Raw genomic sequence first — 25,118 nt, 5'->3', positions numbered from 1 at the left:
TTTTTGTTTTTATGTAGAATATTAATATTAATTAAGAATATGATGAATTATTTTAATTTGAATAAATTGATCATCTTCGTTGATAATATCACAGAAGTTATTAGTATTTTAGTTAAAATATTAATATGAATCTGAAATCTAATGAACCGTTTTGGCTTTTAAAGAATGGATTGATGTCTTCATATCCTTCCTTAAAATCTGATCAGGAATGCGATGTTCTCATTATAGGAGGTGGAATTACCGGCAGCTTAATAGCCCATCAAATGATACAGGATGGGTATACTTCAATTCTGATTGATAAAAGGGAAATAGGCAACGGCAGCACGTCAGCCACAACATCCATGCTGCAGTATGAAATAGATGTTCCATTGTATGAACTGATCGGAAAGATTGGAGAAAAAGGGGCTGTTGAAAGTTATAAAGCATGTTCTGAATCCATCAATATTCTTGAAAGTTTAACGAAAAAAATAAAGTCAAAAACGGGATTTAAAAGAAAAAAATCATTGTATTTTGCTTCAAAAAAGAAAGATGTGTCATGGCTGAAAAAAGAATTTGAAGCCAGGGAAAAAGCCGGATTTGAAGTAAAATGGCTGGAGCCGGATCAGATTCTCAATACATTCGGGTTTGAAAATACTTTTGGCGGTATTGTATCAGAGCAGGGCGCAAGTATTGATGCTTTTAAATTTGTGCATGAACTGCTGGAATTTAATCATAAAAAAGGACTGAAAATTTTTGATAAGACAGAAATGGAATCTGTAGAATATCATAAAGGATACAATCTGGTGAAAACAACAAACGGTCCTCTCATTAAAGCAAAAAAAGTAATCTATTGTATCGGTTACGAAAGCAAAACACTGATCAAAGAAAATTTTGTTGATCTGAAAAGTACTTATGCTGTTGTTTCTGAAATTGATGATACCAAATTTAAAAACATAGCCAATACCTTAGTCTGGAACACCGATGAGCCGTATATGTATATGAGAACCACAGATGACGGCAGGTTGCTGATAGGCGGTGGTGATGAAGATTTTTCAAACGCCGGAAAACGGGATGCACTCCTTAATAAAAAGGAAAAAGAGATTCTGAAAGTTTTGAAAAAAATAAAACCGGATTATCATTTTTACACAGATTTTGTCTGGGCCGGAACGTTTGGAGAAACGAAAGACGGTTTGCCTTATATCGGGGAACATGAGAAGTTTAAAAATTCTTATTTCGTACTGGGCTTTGGAGGAAACGGAATTACTTTTTCCGTCACAGGAATGGAAATGGCTTCCCTGTTTATGAAAAATAAAAAACATCCGTTATCAAGATATTTTAAATTCGGAAGGTAAATATTGGTGCTTCGAGGGCCTCAGCCACCGATAAAGAGAACACTGATATAAGCATGATGGCTGAGACTCTCGAAGTCACCATGCTTATATTTAATATTAATTACTATACCCATTCTTCTTAGCCAATTCTAAAATTGATTTTTCAATTGCTTTTCCGAGATCATCGGAATCCGAGCTTCCCCGTTTTTTCATTTCATCATCAATATAATCCTTGCGTTTTTTAGAAAGGTCTTCAATATCTTTCTGGATTTTCTCACGCTCTGCAGATTTTACGGCTATGGCTTTTTTAATCTGTTCTTTAGTTTTACCTTTCAGCTCTGCAGGAAGTTCATCTTCTTTAACGGAAGTAATGAAGTCTGCATCTTTTTCTGCCCTGTCTACCAGATCCCAGTGTTCATTTTTGTAGGCATTTTTCCTGGATTTGGCAACCGTTCTTTCCACAGCATTGGAAACAGACTGTACCTCTGCATTTTTATCCTGCATGATCTGTTTACTTTTGTATTCGGAGCCTTTGCTTCCGTAATAAATGTAGGTATCATTTAATCTGGTGTTATAATCTGAGATCCTTACATCATAAGGAGTTTCAATATAAATCACTTTTCTGTCGCTGTCGATATTGAAGTATTTTCCATTGCCCAGACTTGCTCCGTTTTGCCATGAGGTTTGAATACCTTCATTTCTGTCGCCGCAGAAAATGGTATTGGTATAAATATTTTTATTTCTGGCTTTTGTAATAACATCTTTATAATCGATTCTTCCCTGATTGAAAGGTTCATTCCCCGCGATATAAATGAGTTTCATGCTTTTTTCATTGGCGTCCCAGTTCAGATTCATCGATGCATCCCGGATTACGGCACCGCAATATTCACTTCCGCCGTTGGTACGTAAGGCAAAAAGTTTTTCTGAAACCAAATCGAGATCCTGCGTGAGTGGAGTCACCTGTCTGATATAATTTTCATCATTCAGTCCGTCATTACCATATTCGTAAAGGGCAATTTCTATCTGTGGGGACTGTCCGTTATATTTTAAGGTGGTCAGGGTATTCACGATATTCCAGAGTCTGGATTTTGCCTGGTCAATCAATCCATCCATACTGTTTGAAGTATCGAGCAGAAGAGCTACCTGAATCTTATTTTCTTTAACTGTCTGCTGGTTTGCCGGAACCGGAGAATTGTTTTCCGTCGATGCTTTTACGGTTGAATTCTGGTTGACACATCGAAAATCTGACAGGCTGTTTGAGCTCAAAAAAGCTACACCTGTGGCTAATGTTAAAATTTTAAAAGTTGTCATTATTTATATTTTTAATAAGGTTATCGGCTATAATATTGGATCTGCATTTCTTTCGGATATTTCACTTCATAAGAGAAGTTTATTTTTTCTGAACTTCCGCTGCTGATTTTTCTGTTCCAGAGAATGCTTCCTGTTTTTTCATCAAAATTTCCATCGCCGGTTTCCAGGGCTTTTACTGAAATTTTAGAATTCTCACTGATCGGAAGCTGATCCAGGATTTCAAGTTCAATATTTTCTTTAGTATTGTTTCTGATGCTGATCTGATAAGACTCTGTTTCCCATTTATTGGCATTGAATGTTTTCTGGGTCGTTTTATCTTCAAGCTTTATTCTTTTGACGGTAATTCTTTCATCTACACCAAGAGAAATCGGGAATTCATCTTTTACATAATTGTTTGTGATATGGGTTTTGCCTATATAATTATCTTCAAAATAAATATTGGCTTCGCCGGAAATCAGATTAAGATTCTGCCAGTTTTTCACAAATGCCATCAGGAAAACCTGGTTGTTGAGCTTGGGAACTGTGTGGTACTTATAAGTTGCATTCACTTCTTTTTTATCAAGAATCACATACTGTTCTTTTTCCTGGCTCATAATAGTCTGATTAAACTTCAGCTCATACATCACATTCATCTGGTTGTCAGAAACCGTAGCCACAGGAATCTGGCTTTGTACAACAGCTTCTTCACGCATCTGGTAAGCATTAGTGGTTGCTGTTTTTGCTTTCACGGAATAATCTGCAAGTTCTTTCTGTGAATCGTAAGCGGTATATTCCGCGACATATAATGGAGCCAGAATAGGCCTGTTCTGGTTATAAGATGGTTTATAGGTAGAGACAAACAGTTTTACATCTGTCCAGTCCTGACCTGTTTTCTGGTATATTTTTCCTTTGTATACAATTTCAAAAGGTTTTTTTGTAGATTCCGCTCTCAGGTCATAAGAAGGAACCCATCCTGCATTGGAAACAATATAACTGATTCCCAGGTTTAAATTCATTTCATGGTCAGCAAGAATTTCAAGAAGGAGTTCTTTTTTATTCTGATTTTTATGGGTCTGTTCTTCTGTGAATTGCTTATTGATTTTTGCAATACTTTCATCCAGAACACCTTTCTGTTCGTTCAGCAAAAAGACCTGATTATCAATTTCAAGCATTCTTTTTCTGTAAAACTCTGTCAGTTTGATGAGCTGTTCCTGAGGTGTGGATTTGTCATTGGTTGAAACTTTGAGATTATCATTAATAATACTTTGTTCACCGGTTAAGTTTTTAATCTGAATATTCAGGAGATTCACCTGTCGCTGCAGTTTTTTTCTTTCATCCTCCAGTTTTTTCTCACTTTCAGAAAGTTCATCAGTTTTCAGAAAATTGTTTTGTGGGGTAATCGAAAGAAGGGTTGTATTTTTTTCAAGGTTAATTTTATACGTGTTTTCATCAATATCATTCGGAAGATTGATAATTCTTACCGTATTTTTCCCTTTTTGTAAGGTGACATAGGTGCTTCCGAAAACCTTTGCACCCTGAAGAAAAAGAGTGGCCTGCTTTACATTAATTTCCTTTTTGAGTTCCTGTGATTTGAAAAACGAAACGGAAAAGGTCAGTATGATTAAAAAGTATTTCATAGCTTATTATTTTTTAATTCCTGGAATAAAATTATCTCTATTTCAGCCTCAAAACGGGAAGACTTGGTGAAAGCGAAGTTTGACTTGGTGAGTTGTTTTTATGAAGAAATAAAAAAAGACAGCTCTTGCGAACTGCCTTTTTTAATCTGGTTTCTACAGAATTTCATATCTGGTCTTAATGCTGTATTTCAATTTGATGTTTTCAATATTATCAAAAGAAAAATCGGGTGATGCATCGGCTTCCATCTGTACATTGCTTAACTTTCTTGCATAGGCGGCCACAGGGATCACGGTATCACTTGTGTAATCTTCTATTTCTACAATTTCCAGAGGGTTTCCTGCTTTTTTACCCATGCTCTCCAGTAAATAATCGGCCTTTTCTTTCGCTGCTTTTAAGGCCTGTATTTTAACGGTCTTTTTAAACTCTGCGATTTTTGTGTTCTTGATCTCGGCAATATTGATATTGCTTACCCATTTTTGGTTCAGGTCTTCAAATAGCTTGCTGACATTGGTTTTGGCATTGATTTTAAACTGAAAACTTTTGGTAAACCTGGTGGTCTTTGAATACAGATTCTGATACATCGATTTGAATTTGATGTCTTCATTTTTCACCCCGTTATTTTTTAAAGTCTCGAATAATTTCTTTTCATTATCGGCCAGCTCATTTTTGTTGTCGGCTTTGATTCCTATATTAAAGATGATTTCATCCGGTTCTACTTCCATTTCGGCAACTCCTGTTACTTCAATTGCATTCTTCTTTACTTCCTGTGCGTTGATAAAACTTCCTGCGGTAAAGATTCCGATCAATAAAAAATGTCTCAATTTCATAATTTCTGGTTTTAAATTCTGATGTAAAATTAGCCGGATCCGGAACCGGAAATCCCGAGACTTGGTGAAATGAGGATTTGACTTGGTGAAGCGGAACAAAAAAAGGCAACCCGTAAGAGTTGCCTTTTAAACCTGTATTTTAAAGCTTACTGAATAAAATAAACTTTTGATATTTTGTCGTTTTTTATTTCATAAATGGCGGTTGCTTCCACTTTCACGGATTTTCTCATCCCTGAAACACTTTCTTTATCAATCACAAAATTACCATTAATGATCCTGTTGGTGATTTCACAGTGCAGATCAGGCATTCTTTCAAATATTCTGCTATAATCTTTTCTCATTGCCTCTTTTCCCTTACTTAATAGTTTATTAGGGAAAGTATAAACTTCCACGTCTTCTGCATAAGGTTCAAGAAAGGCATCGATATTTCTTGCATTGTAACCATTTACCTGCTGCTGTACAAGACTTTCAGGAGTTATTTTAACGATTTTATCCGATGCGGTAGGCTTCCCGTTTTTAAATACCATATCGATTTGGGTAAGATTATCTAAATTTTCAACAGGATTTGAATTCAATAAAACAAGATCTGCAATTTTTCCGATGGCAATGCTTCCTGAAGAATTTTCTTTGTTAAAGATCTTAGCAGGATTGATGGTTGCCGACTGTAAAACCTGCCAGTTGCTCATTCCGCTTTCCTTCATTGCTTTAAGTTCTGCAATAAAAGAAGTTGCATGTTGTGTACCGATATTTCCGGCATCTGTTCCGACGGCAATCGTTACTCCTCCGTCTGACAGTTTTTTAAGGTTCACATACCTGATGGAATCTGTTTTTCCGATCTGGGTATTTATTTGCGGCAGATTAAAACGTTTTTTGAGCTTATTGATCATCAGTGAATCTGCAGAACCGGATAAGTGTTTCAGATCATACATTGATCCGATGGCCTTCGGATTTGCATTTTCCAGCTCATAGCTGTTGTAATTGTTTTTCTGTGCGTATGTTTTATAATAATTGTCGGCCACCGTAAGGGTAGGGCTCAAAACTACTTTTTTATCCTTTAAAAGTTTTACAAAGCTATCAGGAACAACCTCATCTTCTACATCATGTACCAGAAAATCGGCGCCGTTTTGTACTGCAATTTGTGCCGTGATTCTTTCTGTAGCGTGTACTGCAACTTTTAAATTGTTTTTATGGGCTTCCTCAATGATGGTTTTTACAATGGGTTCATATTTTTTTGCGGCAGCTTCCATTTCTTTTGGACTGGCCATTACGATATACCATATTTTGATAAAGTCAGGTTTATAGGGAAGCTGTTCCTGCACGTATTTTCTGGCTTCTTCAGCGGATGCAACCAGTTTGAAAGGTTCATTCTTATCAAGATTTTTAAACACTTCAGGCTCATAGGTTGTGATAAGAGGGCCGGTCATATATACAGACGGTAAATTGGTTTTCTTTGAAAATGAATCCCTGAGTGCAAGAAAATTATAGGTTGCCCCTACATCAATCACAGAAGTGATTCCGCTTTTAAGATAACGTTGCAGAAAATCTTCCATATTCTGATGAACCCAATTGATTTCTTTATCATAAGGTATATGTTTTCTCAGATCCAGCGCGTCCGGTCTTGCATACAAGCCTCCGCTCTGAAAAAAATGAACATGGGCATCTGTCATTCCCGGCATCAGGAATTTCCCGTTTCCGTTAATGATATTTGCATTCTGGGGAATTTTTATTTTTTTCGCCGGTTTAATATCCGAAATAGTGTTTTGACTGATCACTACTGTTTGGTCCGGGATCAGTTTCTTATTCACCACATCAACCACCGTTACGTTCTGAATGTAAGTCTGCGCATCAATCTTATGGACTAAAAAGCAGATCAAAAACAACAGGTAAAATCTTTTCATGAGTTTTGTTTATTCTTTCATCAAATATAATGAAACAGCCACCTAAGATTGTTATAAGATTTCCATGAGAGAGAATATAATCAGGCTGTCTGTTTTTTTGATGTCATATTTTACCCTAAAATTCAATAGATACTGAATTTCGATCTTTCGGATTTTTAAATTTAAATCCGATACAAACTTAACCACGGAACAAAAGTTTAAAACGGTTAACTTGGTGAGTACGTGATTTCACTTGGTGAATAGTTTTTGGCAAACTATATATATGTATATCTTTGTTTTATGAAAATGCTACAACTTTTTGTGTTTCTTTTTTTGATCTGTTTTGGGAATATGCTCTATTCTCAAGTCAATAATAATGTGGCGCAGGAAGTTCAGGTTCAGAGTAAAAAGCTTAGAAAGGCAGTTGATAATAAAGACCCGTCTGCGCAGGCTGATTCCTACTATAACATCGGAGAAACCTTTTTCAACAGCGGGAATTTTCCAAAAAGTGAGGAATATTTTACGAAGGCTAAAACAATCTACGAGCAGCTTAACGATAAATCCAATATTGAAAAAGTAAGTCGGAAGCTGGCTCAATCCCAGGAAAAGCAGAATAAAATAACGCCGGCCATTAGCAACTACAGCAGGGCGGCAGAAGTAAATTATTCTCCAAGAACCAAAGCTGTCAACTCTAATGATGCGGCGAGGCTTTCTTCATCTTCTCCCGAACTAAAAGCAGAAGCAATACAAAGTAATATAGACCTGAGCAGGAAAGGAGATGAAAAAGAAGAGCTGGCAACGAGCTACAGCCAGATGGCAGATGTCTATATAGAGCAGAAAGATATTCCGAAAGCCGAAGAAAACCTGAATAATGCATATAAATTATCCAAAGAGCAGGCACCACAACAAGCCTTGGAGATCAATCAAAAGCTGACCAATTTTTATGTCGGAAATAAGAATTATGATAAAGCCATTGAGGCAAAGAAAAATGTACTGAAGGAAGATTTCGTAAAGAGTAATTCACAGGAAGAAGTTGAGCAGATTCAGGAGCTGGCTGATATTTATATTAAGAAAAATGATACCGGAGAAGCTGTTGACCTGTTGAAAAAATCCTATAGTTTAGCCATAGAAAAAGGACACACGCTGGAAGCACAGAAAAGTGTGAAAAAACTGGACAGCCTTTATAATGTTTCCGATGATACCAATGCTTCTGTAAAACTGTATCGTGATTTTCTGGGAAAACTGCCGGGTCTTGTCGCCAAAGACAGAAGCCTGGTTGATAATAAAATCCTTGAAGATACCGAACAAAGAATTGTACAGCTGGAAAAAGAAAGAGAGTTGAAAGATGAGCTTATCCGAAAGAAAAATGTGTTTAATTACAGCCTGATCGTAGCTTTGGTTGTATTACTGGGATTAATCATATTTATTTTTCTGACATTGAGAAAAGTTCAGATCAAAAATAAAAAAATTGCTTTGCAGTCGCTGCGTAGAGAGATGAATCCGCATTTTATCTTTAACAGTTTAAATAGTGTCAATCATTTTATTGCCACGAATAATGAGCTCGAAGCCAATCAGTATTTAACCAGATTTTCAAAGCTGATGCGCGGTGTCATGGAAAATTCCACCGAAGATTTTATTCCGTTTCAGCAGGAGCTGGATTTACTGCAGAATTATCTCGCCCTCGAAAAAACGCGTTTTGCAGATAAATTTGATTATGAAATTAATGTTGATGAAAATCTGAGCATGCAAAACCTGCAGGTTCCGGGAATGCTGGTGCAGCCGTTTTTGGAAAATGCAGTCTGGCACGGATTAAGATACAGGGAAGATAAAGGATTCCTGAAACTGAATTTCGAAAAAAATGATGAGCAGTTGAAAATTACCATTGAAGATAACGGAATCGGAATTGAAGAAAGTAAAAAACAGAAAACGCAACATCAGAAGGCGAGAGAAGGCCGAGGTATGAAAAATACACTTGAAAGAATTAAGCTGCTGAATGACCTGTACCACCAGGAGATTCAGTGTAAAGTCACGGATAAAAAGGATGAACCGGGAGTTATTGTAGAGATTAGCTACAGACATATCAATACTTAAAAGGATTTTGGGTTTTTATTTATGTATTTCGCTGTGTTGTAACAAATTAAGAACAGTGTCGTCTTATTAGATAAAAATAAACAGATGACCATTGAAAACAAAACAGCCCGGCTGGCAGGACTTCTTTATCTTGTTGTCGTATTGACAGGACTTTTCAGTTTAATGTATGTGCCTTCAAAGCTTATAGTACAGGAAAACCCTGCGCTTACTTTTCAGAATATTTCTTCCTCATCTCAGCTTTTCAGATTAAGTATTGCCGGAAGTATGATCTGTTATATTGCATTTACACTACTTCCCTTAGTACTCTACAAATTATTGAAAGATGTTAATGGAACCTACGCAAAACTGATGGTTGTTCTGGCACTGATCAGTGTTCCTGTTTCGTTTATAATCTGCAAAATAAATTTTCTGTTCTCACTATCGTTGAAGGAGCCGAATATTTAAAGTCGTTTAATACAGAACAGCTGCATTCGCAGGTGATGTTTCTGCTGACTATTTACAATAAAGGAATTTTAATTACTCAGATCTTTTGGGGACTCTGGCTTTTGCCATTTGGATATCTGGTATATAGATCCGATTTTCTGCCCAAAATTTTAGGTGTGTTTTTAATGTTGGGGTGTGCAGGATATGTACTTAATGTATTGGGAAGAACCATCATTCCTGACTTTTCTGATTTTGCTGTTTCGCGTTACATAACACTTCCTGCTTCCATAGGTGAAATCGGCATATGTTTATGGTTGTTGATAGTTGGAGTGAGGAAAAAAAATAAAAGATCTCTCGAAAAAAATAATTAAAAAAGCTTAACAAATGAATAGTTTTACAAAATTTGAAGATGTGAAAGTCAATATCAAAATTATACTTTCAGGACTTTGGGTCGCTGTCACACTATGTTATCTCTACGGAGATTATTTTGAATTGTATGTACCTCATAAAGCAAAAGGATTGGTAGAAGGAACGAATCTGCTGGATACACCTACCAAACTGTTCATTGCAGCATTTGCACTGTCACTGCCTGCGGTGATGGTCTTTCTTTCCCTTATTTTAAAACCGAAGATCAACAGAGTACTTAATATTGTTTTAGGAATATTTTTTACCACCGTCATGTTACCCATAGCCGTGACTTCCCTTACTGCGTGGCGTGCATTTTATGTCTTCCTGGCTCTGCTGGAAAGCCTGCTAACCATACTTATTGTAATCTATGCATGGAAATGGAAAAGGGTATAGGGAAGGGAGAATTTGAGTTTTACGACTCAAAATTGCACGGTAAGCTAAATATTTTTTATTTTTACTTTAATACCGGATATTTTCCGGGTTATATTGAAAATGAACAAGCATTTATTTACAGGACTACTGATATTCTTATGGACAGGAATCTTACATGGGCAGGAGATCAATATCAGTAGGTTTGATAAGATCGTAAAAAGTTTAAAACTTGACAAAACCAGGATCAAAGAGGAATTCTGTACCGAAAAGAAAATGCCGAATGCAGCAGATTCATATATTGCTGTTCTTCCCATTCTGCAGGGCAGGGTTGAAGAAGACTTTTTTGTGGTCCGGAATTATATTGTGATCACAAACGGAAACGGAGAAATCAAAAACCAGTATTTTGATCCGGTGGAAATCACTTCCGATGCCGTGATGCTGAGAAGTATTACCATAGACACCGGATTATACAATGTTGGCAATGGTATCCGTGCTTTTGGTGTAAATATAAGTGTTGCCAATGGCAGCCAGCCCAATCCCTATTCCTCAGAAACGGTTTCATTGTACTATCCTGCAGGCAAGACCCTCAAAAAAATTTTAAATACATTTGAATTGAATTCTCACAGTGGAGAATGGGATACCAGATGCTTAGGTGAATTTCAGGATCATCATTCAGTGATAATACTGGACAAAGCAAAGACGAATAACTTCACAGATCTTAAGATCAAAACCATATTTGTTGCTATAAGATCCGAAGAGTTAAACGGAGACTGCAAAGAAAACGAAACTTCAAAAACCTTGTACCACATTTTAAAATTAAAAAACGGAACATATCAATAGTATTTCCCTTTCACTGATCCCTATAACTTAAAAAAATGAAAATAAAAGCTGTAATCGTAGACGACGAAATTATCGCAAGAGAGGTTCTCAGAAGCTATCTCACAAAATACTGCCCTCAGGTTGAAATCCTCGGAGAAGCTGAAAATATAAAAGAAGCGGTTCCGTTAATAGTTGAGAAGCAGCCTCAGCTGGTTTTTCTGGATGTGGAAATGCCTTATGGAAATGCTTTTGATGTGTTGGAAGCTACCAGGGATTATTCTTACGAAACCATTTTTATTACTGCATTTTCCCAGTATTCTTTGCAGGCACTCAATAAATCGGCGAGTTATTATATTCTGAAACCGATCGATATACAGGAGCTTATTCTGGCAGTGAATAAAGTTTCCGAGAGTATTGAAAAAAATGAAGAGCTCAACCGGAATAAAATTTTACTGGAGAATCTTAAATTAAAACCTGAAAAGCAACAGCTTATCCTGCCGACTTTACAGGGGTTTGATGTAGTAAAAACCGAAGATATCATGAGATTGCAGGCAGATGGGAATTTTACACAGGTTTATCTTACCAATGGCTCAAAGAAAATGGTCTGTAGGTTTTTAAAACATTTTGATGACTTGCTGGAAGTTCCTTTTGTGAGGGTACACCGTTCTCATATAATCAATACCAACTATGTGAAATCTTACCATAAAAGCGGTACGGTAATGCTTGCCGATGAGGTGGAGATTGAAGTTTCAGGGACATTTAAAGATGCTTTCCTGAAAGTTTTCTCTTAGAATTATCGTTTATTAACAGCCTAAAGGCATTATTTTTGAACTTTTCATAGTAACCACAAACGGATCTTATTATGAAAAATTTTCAGAAAGTTGCCATTCCCGTCTCGTTGGGTATTTTGGGGTTAGTAGTTTTTAATTCCTTTTCGGTGGGAATTCCCAAAGGTGCAGTGGCTGTAGCTCATTTCAACCCGGAAAAATATTTAGGAAGGTGGTACGAAATCGCCAGATTCGATTACAAATTTGAGAAAGATATGGATAATGTTACCGCTACCTATTCTCAGAATCCAAACGGAACGATCCGTGTTGATAATAAAGGATACAATTACGTCAAAAAAGAATGGAAAGAATCCATAGGTGAGGCCCGGTTTGTAAAAGATAAAACAGAGGCCCGGCTGAAAGTGTCTTTCTTTAAACCGATCTGGGCGGGTTATAACGTGATTGATATCGATGAAGATTACCAGTATGCTCTTGTGGCCGGAAACAGTTTAAAATACCTATGGATTCTTTCCCGTACTACCACAATCCCTGAAAGCATAAGACAAAGATTTTTAGAAAAAGCAAAGAAAATCGGTTATAATACGGATGAATTGATCTGGGTAAGGCATTATCAGTAATTTTGAATATTTCGAGGTAACCGTTCTTGGATAATTATCCTGCTGAAAACCACCCCGTCAAAAATTCTTAAGAATTTTTGACTCCCCTCCGAAGGAGGGGAATTCCCATCATACAATTTTCACATTGATATTGATTATTATTGTATGATTTAATTCAGGCTTTTATATGCTTTCCATTCTTCAAAACGGTGAGCAATAAGCTGTTTCATCAGATCATAGTTTTCGTAAGTGTCTTCAATATGATAAAAAGTTTCATATTCATAATCATTTTCTTCGGCTTTAGCGTCAAAAAGATTGACATAATCATCAGCAAATGAACTGAATTTATTCCCGAAATCTGTATCATCTGCATAATAATCTTTTGCGAAGGCATTTCCCATATCACTTAGATCATATTCGGAAAATTTTCCATCCATTGAATCCATTATAAATTCTGCACCTGTGATTTCTCTCCGCTTTAATTTTTCAATTTCTTCTCCGGCATCTTCTTTCAGTTCTTCAGAAATCAAATCATTGTTGATGCACCAGTTCAGAAACATTCCTGTATGTGTTGCACTGTTTTTTTGAGGAAGTTCTTCCGGAAAATCACCACCATAATGCCATGAAGCATCATCATATTTAGACATAACTTTAATTATAGTTTTAAACAATTCCCTTCAAAAATAGAAAAAATCAATTTATATTGTCGGTCATGCAGAATTTTCCGTCATTTGTATAGAAAATTTTTCGAAGATTAACATATGGAAAATGCTGTTCTTATTACCATCGGTGATGAAATCCTTTCCGGAAACACGGTGGATACCAATTCTAATTTTATTGCTACTGAACTTAAAAATATAGGCATCAAAGTTTCTCAGATTTTTACGATCTCAGATGAAATTGAAATCATCAAAAATACATTACAGTCTGCTTTTGAAATAGGGGACCTGGTAATCACAACCGGCGGACTGGGCCCTACCAGAGATGATAAAACCAAAAAAGCACTTGCCGAATTTTTCAATGATGAAATTGCTTTGGATGAACCAACCTTTGAACACCTTAAAGGGTATATGGAAAGACGTGGTCGTCTTGATATCCTTGAAAGAAACAGGGAACAGGCTTTTGTCCCTTCAAAATCTACGGTTTTTCAGAACCAGTACGGAACGGCACCGTGCATGATGATGGAGTTGAATGGTAAATTAAGTTTCAGTCTCCCGGGAGTTCCTTACGAAGTAAAACCACTCATTAAAGATCAGATCGTTCCTTATTTAAAAAATCATTTTAATCTGAATTATATTGCTACAAGAATAGTTTCGGTAGTAGGAATTCCTGAAAGTATCTTAGCGGATATGATTGAAAACTGGGAGCTTGCCCTGCCTGAAAATCTAGCATTATCTTATTTACCGATCGGTACCCGTGTTAAGTTGCGATTAACGGCAACCGGAGATAACGAAACGGTTTTGCAACAGCAGCTTGAAGAAGAAATTCAAAAGCTGTTTCCTATCATCGGCGACCGTATTATTGCGACCACGGAAGATAAAATTGAAAAAATTCTTGGAGAATTACTGGGTGAAAGAAAAATGACGATTTCTACGGCGGAAAGCTGTACGGGCGGAGAATTGGCAAGACTGATCACTTCAAATTCCGGGAGTTCAAAATATTTTATGGGCGGAATTGTGCCTTATGCCACAGAAAAGAAAATTGAAATATTAAAAGTTTCTGAAAATACGGTAGACCAGTACACCGTAGTAAGCGAACAGGTGGCTCAGGAAATGGCAAGAGGCTGCCAGCAATTATTTGATACTGATATTTCTCTGTCTACAACAGGGGTTGCTGGTCCGGGGAAAGGAGAGGACGGAAAAGAAGTAGGAACTGTTTTTTATACGATCAGGATTAAGGATCAGGAACAGTCATTCAAATTGTACATGCCTCATTTAGAAAGACAGGATTTTATCTATTTTGTTTCCCAGAAGATTATTCAGGATCTGGTAGGGATATTGGTAAATGGCTAAAGCTCAGTAGATTTTTTAATTTTTTTTTAATTAATTTTTATACGGTTTTTCACGCTTTTTGAAATTCAATTCAAAAATAACAAGACGTGGAAAACTCAAAACAGATTTTTCAAACCAATAACAAAAAACGCTGGAGAAACGTACAGTGGAGCTCACGGGTTTTTATCTTTATTGCAGTGCTTCTTTTTCTGGCACTGGGCGTAATGATGAAGCTGGACAAGAGTCCGAAAATACCCTTCAAAGAAGATTATAAAGCTGTGATTACTGCAGCAAAACCTTATCTTCAGGAGAATAAAATTTCAAAAGAATACAAAGGTTTCAGAAGCTTTATTTCAGAAAAGACGATTCATACCAATCTTTCCAAAATTGAAAAGGCGAGAGCCGAAAGACTTCAAAATCAAAACAGGAACTGGGCCCAGTTTCCGGGTGGTATCCGTTCTGCATTTTATGTGGCATGGGATCCGCAGTCGCTGATGTCTTTAAAACGAAATATCAAACACGTCAATCTGGTTTTTCCCGAATGGTTTTTCCTCGATCCGAAAACCGGTGACCTTAAAACCAATATAGATCCTGAAGGATATAAGGTGATCAGAAGAACGGGAGTGGCTGCAATGCCTATCTTAAGTAATAATTTCGACCGTGAATTCCGTGCTGAAGGACTGGCTGAAGTTTTAAAAAATCCACACAGAAGAACCCAGCTTATTCAAAAGGTGGCGCAGCAGTGTATCAAATTTCATTTTAAAGGGATCAACATCGATTTTGAAGATATGAACCTGGATTCGGATGAAGACCTTATTGCTTTTATGAATGAGCTTTCAACCACATTCAAACAAAATAATTTATTGGTTACGATGGATATTATGACGGATAATGACGATTATAATATTGAAAAACTGAATCCCTTTGTAGATTATTTTGTACTGATGGCCTATGATGAATATTCTTCTTCGGGTGATTCCGGGCCGATTTCTTCTCAAAAATGGATTGAAGCACAAACAGAGAAAATCCTGAAAAAAACCACTCCGAATAAAATCATTCTCGGACTGGGAGCTTACGGCTACGACTGGAACAGCAATACCGGTGATAATTCTTCGGTTTCTTATATGGAAGCGATCACAAAAGCCGGTGCCAGCAAAGCCAATATTAATTTCGACGACAATACTTTTAATCTTAATTATTCCTATAAAGACTTTAAAAACAACACCCATACCGTATTTTTCAATGATGCAGCTTCTATTTTCAATACCATGAGGTTTACATCCGAATTACCTCTGGCCGGAACTGCGCTCTGGAGACTGGGCAGTGAAGACAGCAGAATCTGGAACTTTTACGATAAAGATCTCACTTTCGCAGGATTATCAAAACTGAATATGAAAAGCCTTGAAAATGTAAAAGGCCAGACCATGGTAGATTATATCGGTGACGGTGAAGTGCTGGATGTCCTGAATACTCCGCATGACGGTAAAATTGCCCTGGAAATAGATCCTAAAGAAAAGATCATCACCGATGAAAATTATTCAACCTATCCCAGTTCCTATGAGGTGAAAAAATATGGAGAAGCCCCACAGAAAGACCTTGTGCTGACTTTTGATGATGGACCGGATGAAACGTACACGCCTCAGATCTTAGATGTTTTATCAAAATACCATGCTCCTGCTGCATTCTTTTTGATTGGTTTAAACGCAGAAAAAAACCTTCCGCTTGTTAAAAGGATTTATAAAGAAGGGCACGAGATCGGGAATCATACCTTTACTCATGAAAACGTAGCCAAAGTAAGCCCGGAAAGAGCTTTGCTGGAACTTAAGCTGACCCGTTTACTGATAGAATGCGTCACCGGGCACAGTACCATTTTATTCAGGGCACCTTACAATGCGGATTCCGAGCCTACCACTTCAGAAGAAATTATTCCGGTCGCCCTCGCAAGACAGCAGAATTATCTTGACATCGGTGAAAGTATTGACCCCGAAGACTGGCAGCCCGGAATTAAAGCCAATGAAATTGTAAAACGGGTGATGGAAGGCATAAAACAACAGCGGGGAAATATTATCTTGCTTCACGATGCCGGCGGAGATACCCGTGAAGAAACCGTTAAAGCACTCAATATTTTAATTCCGGCTTTACAGAAACAGGGTTATCATTTTACGAATCTTGCCAGCATTCTGCATAAAAGTAAAAACGAGCTGATGCCCGGGATCCCTAAAACAAAATCTTATTATATCATGCAGCTTAATCTGGTTCTGGCAACCGTAATTTATGAGATAAGCCGTTTTCTGGTTGCGCTTTTTACCATCTTTATCGGATTGGGATTGATAAGATTAATATTAATGGCTTATTGGGCAATAAAAGAACGAAGAAAAGAGAAAAAATTGGGTCAGTTTCCGGTGCCGGAATCCTATCCGAAAGTTTCCATTATCGTTCCGGCTTATAATGAAGAAGTGAATATTGTATCCTCTTTAAACAATTTATTAAAACAGTCTTACCCGAATTTTGACATTATTGTAGTTGATGACGGAAGTAAGGATTCAACCTATGAAAAAGCTGAAACGGAATTTAAAAACCATCCTAAATTAAAGATTTTTACAAAATCAAACGGCGGAAAAGCCACAGCTTTAAATTTCGGAATTTCCCATACTGACGCCGAATATGTAGTCTGCATTGATGCCGATACCAAGCTACAGCAAAATGCCGTTCAACATTTAATTGCCCGGTTTTTAAATGCTGCTCCCGAAGAAAAGATTGCAGCCGTGGCAGGAAATGTAAAAGTAGGAAACCGGGTAAACTGGCTTACAAAATGGCAGGCCATAGAATATACGACAAGTCAGAATTTTGACAGGCTTGCCTATGCGAATATCAATGCGATTACCGTAATTCCTGGAGCGATTGGAGCATTTAAAAAATCAGTGATTGATGAGGTTGGCGGATATTCATCAGATACATTAGCCGAAGATTGTGACATTACAGTGAAAATTCTTCGGGAGGGCTATACCGTTGCAAATGAGAACAGAGCCGTAGCGGTAACTGAAGCTCCGGAAAGCGTAAATCAGTTTTTGAAACAGCGTTTCCGATGGACCTACGGAATTATGCAGATGTTCTGGAAACAGAAACAGACTTTTTTAAATCCGAAATATAAAGGATTAGGACTTTGGGCAATGCCGAATATCCTGTTATTCCAATACATTATACCGTTTTTTTCACCGCTTGCAGACCTTCTTATGCTTTTTGGAATCCTGTCCGGAAACGGATCGAAAATATTCACATATTACTTATTATTCCTTCTGGTAGACGCCTCTTTAGCAATTATAGCCTTCATGATGCAGAGAGAAAAATTAATTAATTTACTCTACATTATCCCGCAGCGGTTTGGATACAGATGGCTGATGTACATCGTATTATTCAGAAGTTTGAGAAAAGCGTTGAAAGGCGAAATGCAGTCGTGGGGATTCCTGAAAAGGACCGGTAATGTAAAAGAAGTAATAACGTCTTAAATATTTATTAATTTTATTTTAAAAGAAAGTAACGAATCTCAAAAAAAAGAGACATATTTACATAAATTGTTATTCTAATGAAAAAACTAACGCTTTCTTTGTTTTTATTAACGGGAATATGCTCACAGAACATGGTGAGTGCACAAGCTAAAGCAACTACAAAAACAGTGAATACAACGGATAAAGGCTTAGACCTTAGTTTGATGGACACATCTGTTCGTCCACAGGATGATTTTTATAACTATGTGAGTGGAACCTGGATGAAAACAGCCAAGATCCCGTCTGATAAGCCGACTTGGGGAAGCTTCAACAAATTGGCTGATGATACAGACAATAACTCAATGACGATTTTAAACTCGCTTCTGAAAGATAAATTTGCAGACGGAAGTGAAGGAAAAAAGATTCAGGACCTGTACGCAACGTACATGAATATGCAGAAAAGAAATGCAGACGGAATCAAGCCTATTCAGGAAAACCTGTCTAAAATTGATGCCATCAAAAACCTTACTGACCTTCAGAACTACCTTACCTCTGTAACGAAAGAAGGTGAAAATACATTCTACGGTTGGGGTGTGGATGCAGATCTTAAAGACTCTAAAATGAATGCTGTTTATCTAGGTAATGCTTCTTTAGGATTAGGAAGAGATTATTATCAGAAAGTAAACGATAAAAATACGGAAGCACTTGCTGAATATCAGAAATATGTAGCTTCTATGCTGAAAGAATTAGGTTACAAAAATGCAGACGAAGCAGCAAAAGGAATCGTAGATTATGAAAAAAGCATTGCACAGACTTATCTTACCAATGAGCAGAGCCGTGACAATACCCTTCAGTACAACCCGAAAACAATGACGGAGCTTTCCGCTTTGGTAAAAAATGTTGACCTTCCTGCCTATCTGAAAAAAGTAGGAGTAAGTTCAGATAAAGTAATCATCGGTGAATTAGGATATTACAAAAACTTTGATAAACTGGTAAGTGCTCAGAATCTTTCGGTAATCAAAGATTATCTGAAATTCCATATGATCAACGGAAGCGCATCTTATTTAAGTGAAAAACTTGGAGATATGAGATTTGCTTTCTATGGTAAATACCTTAGAGGACAGCAGGAGCAAAGAGCTCTTAACAAAAGAGGTTATGAGCTGATCAATGGTTCTCTTGGAGAAGCTTTCGGGAAACTGTATGTTGAAAAATACTTCCCTGCAGAAGCTAAAGCCCAGATGGTTGAATTAATTGATTACTTAAAGAAAAGCTTTGCAGTTCACATCAACAATTTAGCTTGGATGTCTTCAACAACCAAGGAGAAAGCAATGCAGAAATTAAATAAATTCACTGTAAAAGTTGCTTATCCTGATAAATGGAAAGATTATTCTAAATTAAATATCGTTTCTGAAGCTAAAGGAGGAAATTTATATTCCAATCTTCAGAACATCACAGAATGGCAGTACAATAAAGATTTAGCTAAAATCGGAAAACCGGTAGATAAATCAGAATGGGGAATGACTCCGCAAACGGTAAATGCTTATTACAATCCGGTAAACAACGAGATCGTATTCCCTGCCGCAATCCTTCAGCCGCCTTTCTTCAACCCTAAAGCAGATGCTGCTGTAAACTTCGGTGGAATCGGTGCTGTTATCGGTCACGAAATGAGCCACGGATTTGATGATTCAGGAGCTCAGTTTGATGCAGACGGAAACCTGGTAGACTGGTGGACTCCGGAAGATAAAGCCAACTTCGAGAAAGCTACAAAAGCTCTTGCTGCCCAATACGACAAATATGAGCCGGTAAAAGGAACTTTCGTAAACGGTACCTTCACAAACGGTGAAAACATCGCCGACTTAGGTGGGGTAAATATTGCTTACGATGCATTACAGATGTATTTAAAAGACAAAGGAAATCCTGGCGTAATCAGTGGATTTACACAAGATCAAAGATTCTTCTTAAGCTGGGCAACTGTTTGGAGAACATTGTCAAGTGAAAAATACATGATCAATCAGGTAAAAACAGATCCGCATTCTCCTGGATATTTCAGAAGCTTCGGTCCGTTAACCAACGTTGATGCGTTCTACAAAGCATTCGATGTAAAACAGGGAGACAAATTATACAAAGCTCCTCAGGACAGAATCAAAATCTGGTAAAAAATAGAAGGCCGCTCAGAAATGAGCGGTTTTTTTGTTTGAAAGAAGTTAGTAGCTAGAGATTAGAAGCTAGAAGTTGAAGGAAAAACAGGAAGCGGAAAATTTAGAAAATATTAGACAATTTACCTGCAGTCATTTATTATCCATAACTCATAACTCATCACTTATAACTCATCACTTATAACTCAATAAATTTCCTCATTTTCAAATTACACAAAATAGTATTCTCTAAATTTGTATATTTGATAAGTTTGTGTAAAATCAAAAATTACCTTTAATGAAAAAGCTAAACATTGGAATACTTGCCTTATCAGGTATTGTATTTTTAAATTCGTGCGGTACGGCCAAAACTGCAGAGACGACGACTACTAAGACAGAAACGACTGTGGCTGTTGCAGAACCCGTAAAAGAAGAAGTGAAGGAAGAAGGGATCAATTTGTCCTATATGGATAAAAGCGTTCGTCCGCAGGATGATTTTTTTAATTACGTTAACGGAAATTGGGTTAAAACAACTCAGATTCCTTCTGATAAAGCGAGCTGGGGATCTTTCAATGCTTTGAGAGAAAATGTGGATGATGCTTCTCTGGATATTCTCAACAAGATTTTATCTGAAAAATATGAAGCAGGTTCTGAAGGACAGAAAATCCAGAATCTGTACGCTTCTTTCATGGACCTGAGCAAAAGAAATGCGGATGGCCTTGCCCCGATCAAAGGAGATCTTGCTAAAATTGATGCCATTAAAAATATGAATGACCTTCAGAAATATCTTCTGGAAGCAACAAGATTAGGCGACAACTCTTTCTACGGATGGAGAGTGGGTGCAGATATGAAGAATTCTAAAATGAATGCAGTATATCTTGGCGGTCCGGATCTTGGTCTGGGAAGAGATTATTATCAGAAAGTAAACGAAGCCAATACTAAAACTCTGGCTGAATACCAAAGCTATGTAGGCAAATTATTTGGGGTATTGGGATATAAAAATTCAACACAGGCAGCTCAGAATGTTGTGGATTTTGAAAAGCAACTGGCTAATTATCTTTTAACATTAGAGCAAAACAGAGATGCCAACTTAAGATACAACCCAAAAAATGTATCTGAGCTATCCGGATTGGTTAAAAATGTTAATTTAGCTAAATACCTGTCGGATGCAGGAGTGAAAACAGACAAAGTAATCGTTGGTGAACTGAAATATTATCAGAATATGGATCAGTTCATGAATCAGAAAAACCTTCCGTTGCTGAAAGATTATTTAAAATATCATGTGATCAATGGAAATGCAAGCAACCTGGATGAAAACCTGGAACAGATCCGTTTCGATTTCTATTCCAAATACCTTCAGGGGCAAAAAGAACAGCGTCCGATGAATAAAAGAGGTCTGTCTCTGGTAAACGGTGTTCTTGGAGAAGCTTTCGGTAAACTTTATGTTGAAAAATATTTCACTCCGGAGGCTAAGCAGCAAATGGAAACGTATATCGACTATCTTTTAAAATCATTCAAGACCCACATTAATGATATGGATTGGATGTCTGCAGAAACAAAAGTAAAAGCTCAGGAGAAATTATCTAAATTCACGGTAAAAATTGCCTATCCTGATCAATGGAAAGACTACACTCAATTGAAAGTGGAATCACCGGAACAGGGAGCAACCTTATATTCCAACTTACAGAATGTATCGGCATGGCAATATCAGAGAAGCCTGGATAAAGTAGGAAAGCCGGTTGATAAAACAGAATGGGGAATGACTCCGCAAACCGTAAATGCTTACTATAACGGTTCAAATAACGAAATCGTTTTCCCGGCAGCTATTCTTCAGCCTCCGTTCTATAATCCAAAAGCAGATGCAGCGGTAAACTTCGGCGGAATAGGTGCGGTGATCGGTCACGAAATTTCTCATGGTTTTGATGACAGTGGCTCACGTTTCGACGGTGACGGAAACCTTAATAACTGGTGGACGGATGCAGACCGTAAAAACTTTGATGCAAAAGTAGGGCAGCTTGCTTCACAATATAATGCTTATGAACCGGTAAAAGGAAGTTTTGTCAACGGTAAATTCACAAGTGGAGAAAATATCGGTGACTTAGGCGGAGTAGCCGTAGCTTATGACGCATTGCAGATGTATCTTAAAGATCACGGAAATCCAGGATTGATCAGTGGATTTAATCAGGATCAGAGATTCTTTATGAGCTGGGCAACAGTCTGGAGAACAAAATCTACAGATCAGTATATGGTAAACCAGGTGAAAACAGATCCGCATTCTCCCGGATATTTCAGGGCTTTCGGTCCGTTGGTAAACCAGGATGCCTTTATAAAAGCATTTGATATCAAACCTGGAGACAAATTATATAAAGCTCCTCAGGACAGAATAAAAATTTGGTAATACAGCCAAAAATTGTTAGAAAAAAAAGCGCATCTGTTTTGATGCGTTTTTTTTATTATTTTTTTCATAGATTAGTGATATGAAAAAAGGAATTTTGGATCGCATATAATTGACTGAATTAAATATTTCAAGAAAAATCTTAGCAAAATTTTGTATGTTACAGTTTTTTTTTAAATTTAAACATTGGATTGGTGACTTGTTTGATTCATCAGCAAAAAACAAATCCAGACTAAATCAAAAATCTCAAAATAATAATAATATGGCAATGTTTAATTATGGTGTTGGCGGAAACGAGGTAAAAGTAGACGCTAATGAAGCTATTCAGGAAATACAGGAAAATAAGTCATTGATTGTGAGCCAGCTTACAACTGAAGAATCTTATACCCCTGAAATTGTAACAGGATTAAAGACTGTGGAGGATGTTTTCAAACATTTCCAACCTTCAGTAAGTGTACAGCACGAAACCGAAGACGGTAATGTAGTGGAAGAAGAATTCCGTTTTCAAAATCTTGGGGACTTCACTCCTAAAAGTCTTACCCAGAAATCAAATTATTTACAGCAACTTAGCATGGAACAAGAGCAATATAATAAAATTGTACGTCAGCTGAAAACTAATAAAATTCTGCGTAATATGCTGGAGAACGAGCAGACAAGAGCTGCTTTTATAGAAGTATTAAAGGACGTGGCACAAGAACTTGAAAAATAATTAAAGACTTTACACTAATCATGGATAGTAAATTACAACCGGCAGAAAACCAACAACAAGGTCAGCAGCAACAACACTCGGGGCAGCCGAAAGGAAATCCCCTTGCCGAACTCAATAAAATGGGTGGGTTTGGATTCGTAGAATCTGTTGTAGATGGTATTGCCAATATGAACCCTACAAGGAAGGCAAGGAAAGAAATTTTCCTTAATGACAATAATAAAGCAGAAGAAAGAAAAGAATTACTTCAAAAAATCAACCTTTGGGTGAGCCTTTTAGAAGGAAACGAATCTGCTGATAAAATGGCTGAAACCTGCAAAAATAAAGCGCAGCAAGCCGAACAGAACTTAAAATCTAATCTGAAGAACACACTCGATGCAGTTCGTCAGTTAGAAACAAACTACAGAACAGTTGCGCAGTTTTACAAAAACACCGAACTCGACAAAGTAGATAATGTAAACATCGTCAATGCAAGCCTTGAGCAGCTTTCAGATCTTGATAATCCGCTGTTTATCGATGCCATTGCCGAAGAATTCAAGAGCTACTATGACCGTTTAGACCTTAGAGACAACTATTCTATCCTTGCGGTTCCAGGATATCTCGGATCCAATAAAGTGATCGAAAAATGGGCGAAAATCTGTAACGAAAACAAAGTAATGATGGTTACCGATTTTGCTAACCTTGATAAACCGGATGATGTTGTAGATTTATTCCATTCTGCTAACCTTACAGGAGGTGAGCTTCACAGAAGTAATGTAATCATGACCTGTAACTGGCTTGTAGGACGTGGAAGAGCAGAAGAAGTAGGTGAAGAGGAAAACGTAGAGCTTCCGCCTTCAACCTCATTGGCCGGGAAAATTCATAAAACATTGATGTCTCAGGTAGCTGCAGGTAAAAAGCATGGTAACATCAACGAAGTAGATGCCGTAAAATTCGAATTGAAGAAAAGTGAAATTTCTCAGTTGGAAAAAATGGGATTGGTACCAATGGTTAATGAATATGGTAAGATCATGGCATTCTCAGCCAAAACATTATTTACAGGTGACAATATCGGGCTTCAAACGTATTCCGTTGTTCGTGTATTTGACTATGTAACCAAAGTTTTATTAGATTTCTTAAACAGAAGAGCTTTCGAAAACTGGAATGCGAAAAACGAAGATGACCTGAGAAGACAGATCGTAACGTTCCTGGATAATATCAAAGGAGCGGATAAGCTTATTGAAAAATTCAAAATCGTTCGTTTCGAACAGGATAAAGTAAATAAAGACAGAGTATGGCTGGATATCCGTTTAACACCTTATTTCCCTACAAAAAGTTTCGTTATTAAATTAGACGGGCACAAAGGAGATGATGGTAACGAATGGGATGCAGAATACATTCAGGATTAATTCAACCCACTTTAACAATAAAAACCGATGTATTCAAAAACATCGGTTTTTTTCTACCAAATCATATGAAAATTAATCTGATCAAAAACAGACTGCAGTATTATTGCTTTCTTCCCCTTTTATTAATGGCTTTTATGGCAAGCTGTGAAAAGCAACCCATCTCGAAAGATCATAAAGTAGACCTGTTTGCCAATGAAAGAGAAGAAGGTAAAGCTTATGTCATGAATGCAGATGAATGCTATGACGGAAGCGACCTTGTGCTTGCAAGCTCTGAAATGAAGCTTGTAGACAGCTCCTCAACCCGTGGTAAGGCTATCTTTATTTACAAGGTAAGCTCAGGCACCCTTTTAAAAACCAAAACGGATTCTGTAATGAAATACCCGTTTGAATTTCTTTCTAATCAAAGGCTGAAACTGAAAAAAGACTCTATGTATGTCTTTCTCAAAAAGCTGGATGACCACCGTCTTATTGCAGCAGAAAAAAACCTCAAGTATAAATGGTTGAGAGCAGCTCCCGTATATTCGGTAAGCGAAGAAAAATAAATAGTTTTATCTTTGTACAATAATAAGATGCTGCGCG

Annotated in this window: 18 protein-coding genes and 1 pseudogene; 14 read left to right on the top strand and 5 right to left on the bottom strand. The window is 37.2% G+C overall.

Annotated features, from left to right (window positions below; genetic code table 11):
• The first annotated feature begins 125 nt into the window (after positions 1 to 125).
• Entirely contained in the window at positions 126 to 1,331 is a 1,206-nt protein-coding gene (locus AB8P06_RS15020) for an NAD(P)/FAD-dependent oxidoreductase (RefSeq protein ID WP_369842965.1), read from the top strand.
• A gap of 96 nt (positions 1,332 to 1,427) precedes the next feature.
• Here AB8P06_RS15020 and AB8P06_RS15015 read toward each other — a convergent pair whose 3' ends face one another.
• The 4 genes from AB8P06_RS15015 to AB8P06_RS15000 all read right to left on the bottom strand — a co-directional run bounded on the left by AB8P06_RS15015 (position 1,428) and on the right by AB8P06_RS15000 (position 6,963).
• A complete protein-coding gene (locus tag AB8P06_RS15015) occupies positions 1,428 to 2,621 on the bottom strand; it encodes a vWA domain-containing protein (protein ID WP_369842964.1) in 1,194 nt (397 codons plus the stop codon).
• A 20-nt stretch (positions 2,622 to 2,641) separates the two neighbouring features.
• A complete protein-coding gene (locus tag AB8P06_RS15010) occupies positions 2,642 to 4,237 on the bottom strand; it encodes a DUF4139 domain-containing protein (protein WP_369842962.1) in 1,596 nt (531 codons plus the stop codon).
• Between the two features lie 153 nt (positions 4,238 to 4,390).
• Complete coding sequence (locus AB8P06_RS15005) at positions 4,391 to 5,065, bottom strand: SIMPL domain-containing protein (RefSeq protein ID WP_369842960.1); 675 nt, start codon at positions 5,063 to 5,065, stop codon at positions 4,391 to 4,393.
• Between the two features lie 146 nt (positions 5,066 to 5,211).
• Complete coding sequence (locus AB8P06_RS15000) at positions 5,212 to 6,963, bottom strand: amidohydrolase family protein (protein WP_369842958.1); 1,752 nt, start codon at positions 6,961 to 6,963, stop codon at positions 5,212 to 5,214.
• 330 nt (positions 6,964 to 7,293) lie between these two features.
• Between AB8P06_RS15000 and AB8P06_RS14995 the strand changes: the two genes are divergently transcribed.
• The 6 genes and pseudogenes from AB8P06_RS14995 to AB8P06_RS14970 all read left to right on the top strand — a co-directional run bounded on the left by AB8P06_RS14995 (position 7,294) and on the right by AB8P06_RS14970 (position 12,460).
• The gene (locus tag AB8P06_RS14995) at positions 7,294 to 9,033 is read left to right on the top strand and encodes a tetratricopeptide repeat-containing sensor histidine kinase (protein WP_369842956.1); all 1,740 of its coding nucleotides are present in this window, start codon (positions 7,294 to 7,296) and stop codon (positions 9,031 to 9,033) included.
• An 84-nt stretch (positions 9,034 to 9,117) separates the two neighbouring features.
• A pseudogene (locus AB8P06_RS14990) lies at positions 9,118 to 9,827 on the top strand (DUF4386 domain-containing protein).
• Between the two features lie 13 nt (positions 9,828 to 9,840).
• Positions 9,841 to 10,257 (top strand): DUF6326 family protein, encoded by a 417-nt coding sequence (locus AB8P06_RS14985; protein ID WP_369842955.1) that lies wholly within the window; start codon positions 9,841 to 9,843, stop codon positions 10,255 to 10,257.
• Positions 10,258 to 10,356: 99 nt separating this feature from the next.
• A complete protein-coding gene (locus AB8P06_RS14980; protein WP_369842953.1) occupies positions 10,357 to 11,076 on the top strand; it encodes a PA3715 family protein in 720 nt (239 codons plus the stop codon).
• 35 nt (positions 11,077 to 11,111) lie between these two features.
• Positions 11,112 to 11,846 (top strand): LytR/AlgR family response regulator transcription factor, encoded by a 735-nt coding sequence (locus AB8P06_RS14975; protein ID WP_369842951.1) that lies wholly within the window; start codon positions 11,112 to 11,114, stop codon positions 11,844 to 11,846.
• Between the two features lie 71 nt (positions 11,847 to 11,917).
• Positions 11,918 to 12,460 (top strand): lipocalin family protein, encoded by a 543-nt coding sequence (locus tag AB8P06_RS14970; protein ID WP_369842950.1) that lies wholly within the window; start codon positions 11,918 to 11,920, stop codon positions 12,458 to 12,460.
• Between the two features lie 149 nt (positions 12,461 to 12,609).
• On the opposite strand, the gene AB8P06_RS14965 is transcribed toward AB8P06_RS14970, so the two are convergent.
• Positions 12,610 to 13,086, bottom strand: a complete 477-nt coding sequence (locus AB8P06_RS14965) for a DUF7832 domain-containing protein (RefSeq protein WP_369842948.1) — start codon at positions 13,084 to 13,086, stop codon at positions 12,610 to 12,612.
• A gap of 114 nt (positions 13,087 to 13,200) precedes the next feature.
• On the opposite strand from AB8P06_RS14965, the gene AB8P06_RS14960 reads away from it, so the two are divergent.
• From AB8P06_RS14960 to AB8P06_RS14930, 7 genes are all read left to right on the top strand, one after another.
• A complete protein-coding gene (locus AB8P06_RS14960; RefSeq protein ID WP_369842946.1) occupies positions 13,201 to 14,451 on the top strand; it encodes a CinA family nicotinamide mononucleotide deamidase-related protein in 1,251 nt (416 codons plus the stop codon).
• A gap of 86 nt (positions 14,452 to 14,537) precedes the next feature.
• On the top strand, positions 14,538 to 17,936 hold the full coding sequence (locus tag AB8P06_RS14955; RefSeq protein WP_369842945.1) for a trifunctional glycoside hydrolase family 18/polysaccharide deacetylase/glycosyltransferase family 2 protein: 3,399 nt from the start codon (positions 14,538 to 14,540) through the stop codon (positions 17,934 to 17,936).
• A gap of 77 nt (positions 17,937 to 18,013) precedes the next feature.
• The gene (locus AB8P06_RS14950; protein ID WP_369842943.1) at positions 18,014 to 20,071 is read left to right on the top strand and encodes a M13 family metallopeptidase; all 2,058 of its coding nucleotides are present in this window, start codon (positions 18,014 to 18,016) and stop codon (positions 20,069 to 20,071) included.
• A gap of 277 nt (positions 20,072 to 20,348) precedes the next feature.
• Positions 20,349 to 22,448 carry a M13 family metallopeptidase gene (locus AB8P06_RS14945; protein ID WP_369842942.1) on the top strand — a complete coding sequence of 700 codons (2,100 nt, stop codon included), beginning with the start codon at positions 20,349 to 20,351 and terminating at the stop codon, positions 22,446 to 22,448.
• A 259-nt stretch (positions 22,449 to 22,707) separates the two neighbouring features.
• On the top strand, positions 22,708 to 23,154 hold the full coding sequence (locus AB8P06_RS14940) for a hypothetical protein (RefSeq protein ID WP_369842940.1): 447 nt from the start codon (positions 22,708 to 22,710) through the stop codon (positions 23,152 to 23,154).
• Positions 23,155 to 23,174: 20 nt separating this feature from the next.
• Entirely contained in the window at positions 23,175 to 24,539 is a 1,365-nt protein-coding gene (locus AB8P06_RS14935) for a DUF5458 family protein (RefSeq protein WP_369842938.1), read from the top strand.
• Positions 24,540 to 24,604: 65 nt separating this feature from the next.
• Positions 24,605 to 25,081 carry a hypothetical protein gene (locus AB8P06_RS14930; RefSeq protein ID WP_369842937.1) on the top strand — a complete coding sequence of 159 codons (477 nt, stop codon included), beginning with the start codon at positions 24,605 to 24,607 and terminating at the stop codon, positions 25,079 to 25,081.
• Positions 25,082 to 25,118 lie beyond the last annotated feature (37 nt).

Origin of the sequence: Chryseobacterium tongliaonense (genome assembly GCF_041224435.1) — a bacterium.
GTDB lineage: Bacteria > Bacteroidota > Bacteroidia > Flavobacteriales > Weeksellaceae > Chryseobacterium > Chryseobacterium tongliaoense.
The sequence above is the reverse complement of the archived record's forward strand: the minus strand, read 5'-3'. Positions and strand labels throughout refer to the sequence as shown.

Bases quoted from the DNA above. Each gene is read 5' to 3' on its own strand.
- AB8P06_RS14995 (WP_369842956.1), top strand. From the start codon at position 7,294: ATGCTCTATTCTCAAGTCAATAATAATGTGGCGCAGGAAGTTCAGGTT.
- AB8P06_RS14965 (WP_369842948.1), bottom strand. From the start codon at position 13,086: ATGTCTAAATATGATGATGCTTCATGGCATTATGGTGGTGATTTTCCG.
- AB8P06_RS14945 (WP_369842942.1), top strand. From the start codon at position 20,349: ATGAAAAAGCTAAACATTGGAATACTTGCCTTATCAGGTATTGTATTT.
- AB8P06_RS14950 (WP_369842943.1), top strand. From the start codon at position 18,014: ATGAAAAAACTAACGCTTTCTTTGTTTTTATTAACGGGAATATGCTCA.
- AB8P06_RS14930 (WP_369842937.1), top strand. From the start codon at position 24,605: ATGAAAATTAATCTGATCAAAAACAGACTGCAGTATTATTGCTTTCTT.
- AB8P06_RS14970 (WP_369842950.1), top strand. From the start codon at position 11,918: ATGAAAAATTTTCAGAAAGTTGCCATTCCCGTCTCGTTGGGTATTTTG.
- AB8P06_RS14985 (WP_369842955.1), top strand. From the start codon at position 9,841: ATGAATAGTTTTACAAAATTTGAAGATGTGAAAGTCAATATCAAAATT.
- AB8P06_RS14960 (WP_369842946.1), top strand. From the start codon at position 13,201: ATGGAAAATGCTGTTCTTATTACCATCGGTGATGAAATCCTTTCCGGA.
- AB8P06_RS14975 (WP_369842951.1), top strand. From the start codon at position 11,112: ATGAAAATAAAAGCTGTAATCGTAGACGACGAAATTATCGCAAGAGAG.
- AB8P06_RS15005 (WP_369842960.1), bottom strand. From the start codon at position 5,065: ATGAAATTGAGACATTTTTTATTGATCGGAATCTTTACCGCAGGAAGT.
- AB8P06_RS15020 (WP_369842965.1), top strand. From the start codon at position 126: ATGAATCTGAAATCTAATGAACCGTTTTGGCTTTTAAAGAATGGATTG.
- AB8P06_RS15015 (WP_369842964.1), bottom strand. From the start codon at position 2,621: ATGACAACTTTTAAAATTTTAACATTAGCCACAGGTGTAGCTTTTTTG.
- AB8P06_RS14935 (WP_369842938.1), top strand. From the start codon at position 23,175: ATGGATAGTAAATTACAACCGGCAGAAAACCAACAACAAGGTCAGCAG.
- AB8P06_RS14980 (WP_369842953.1), top strand. From the start codon at position 10,357: ATGAACAAGCATTTATTTACAGGACTACTGATATTCTTATGGACAGGA.
- AB8P06_RS15010 (WP_369842962.1), bottom strand. From the start codon at position 4,237: ATGAAATACTTTTTAATCATACTGACCTTTTCCGTTTCGTTTTTCAAA.
- AB8P06_RS14940 (WP_369842940.1), top strand. From the start codon at position 22,708: ATGGCAATGTTTAATTATGGTGTTGGCGGAAACGAGGTAAAAGTAGAC.
- AB8P06_RS15000 (WP_369842958.1), bottom strand. From the start codon at position 6,963: ATGAAAAGATTTTACCTGTTGTTTTTGATCTGCTTTTTAGTCCATAAG.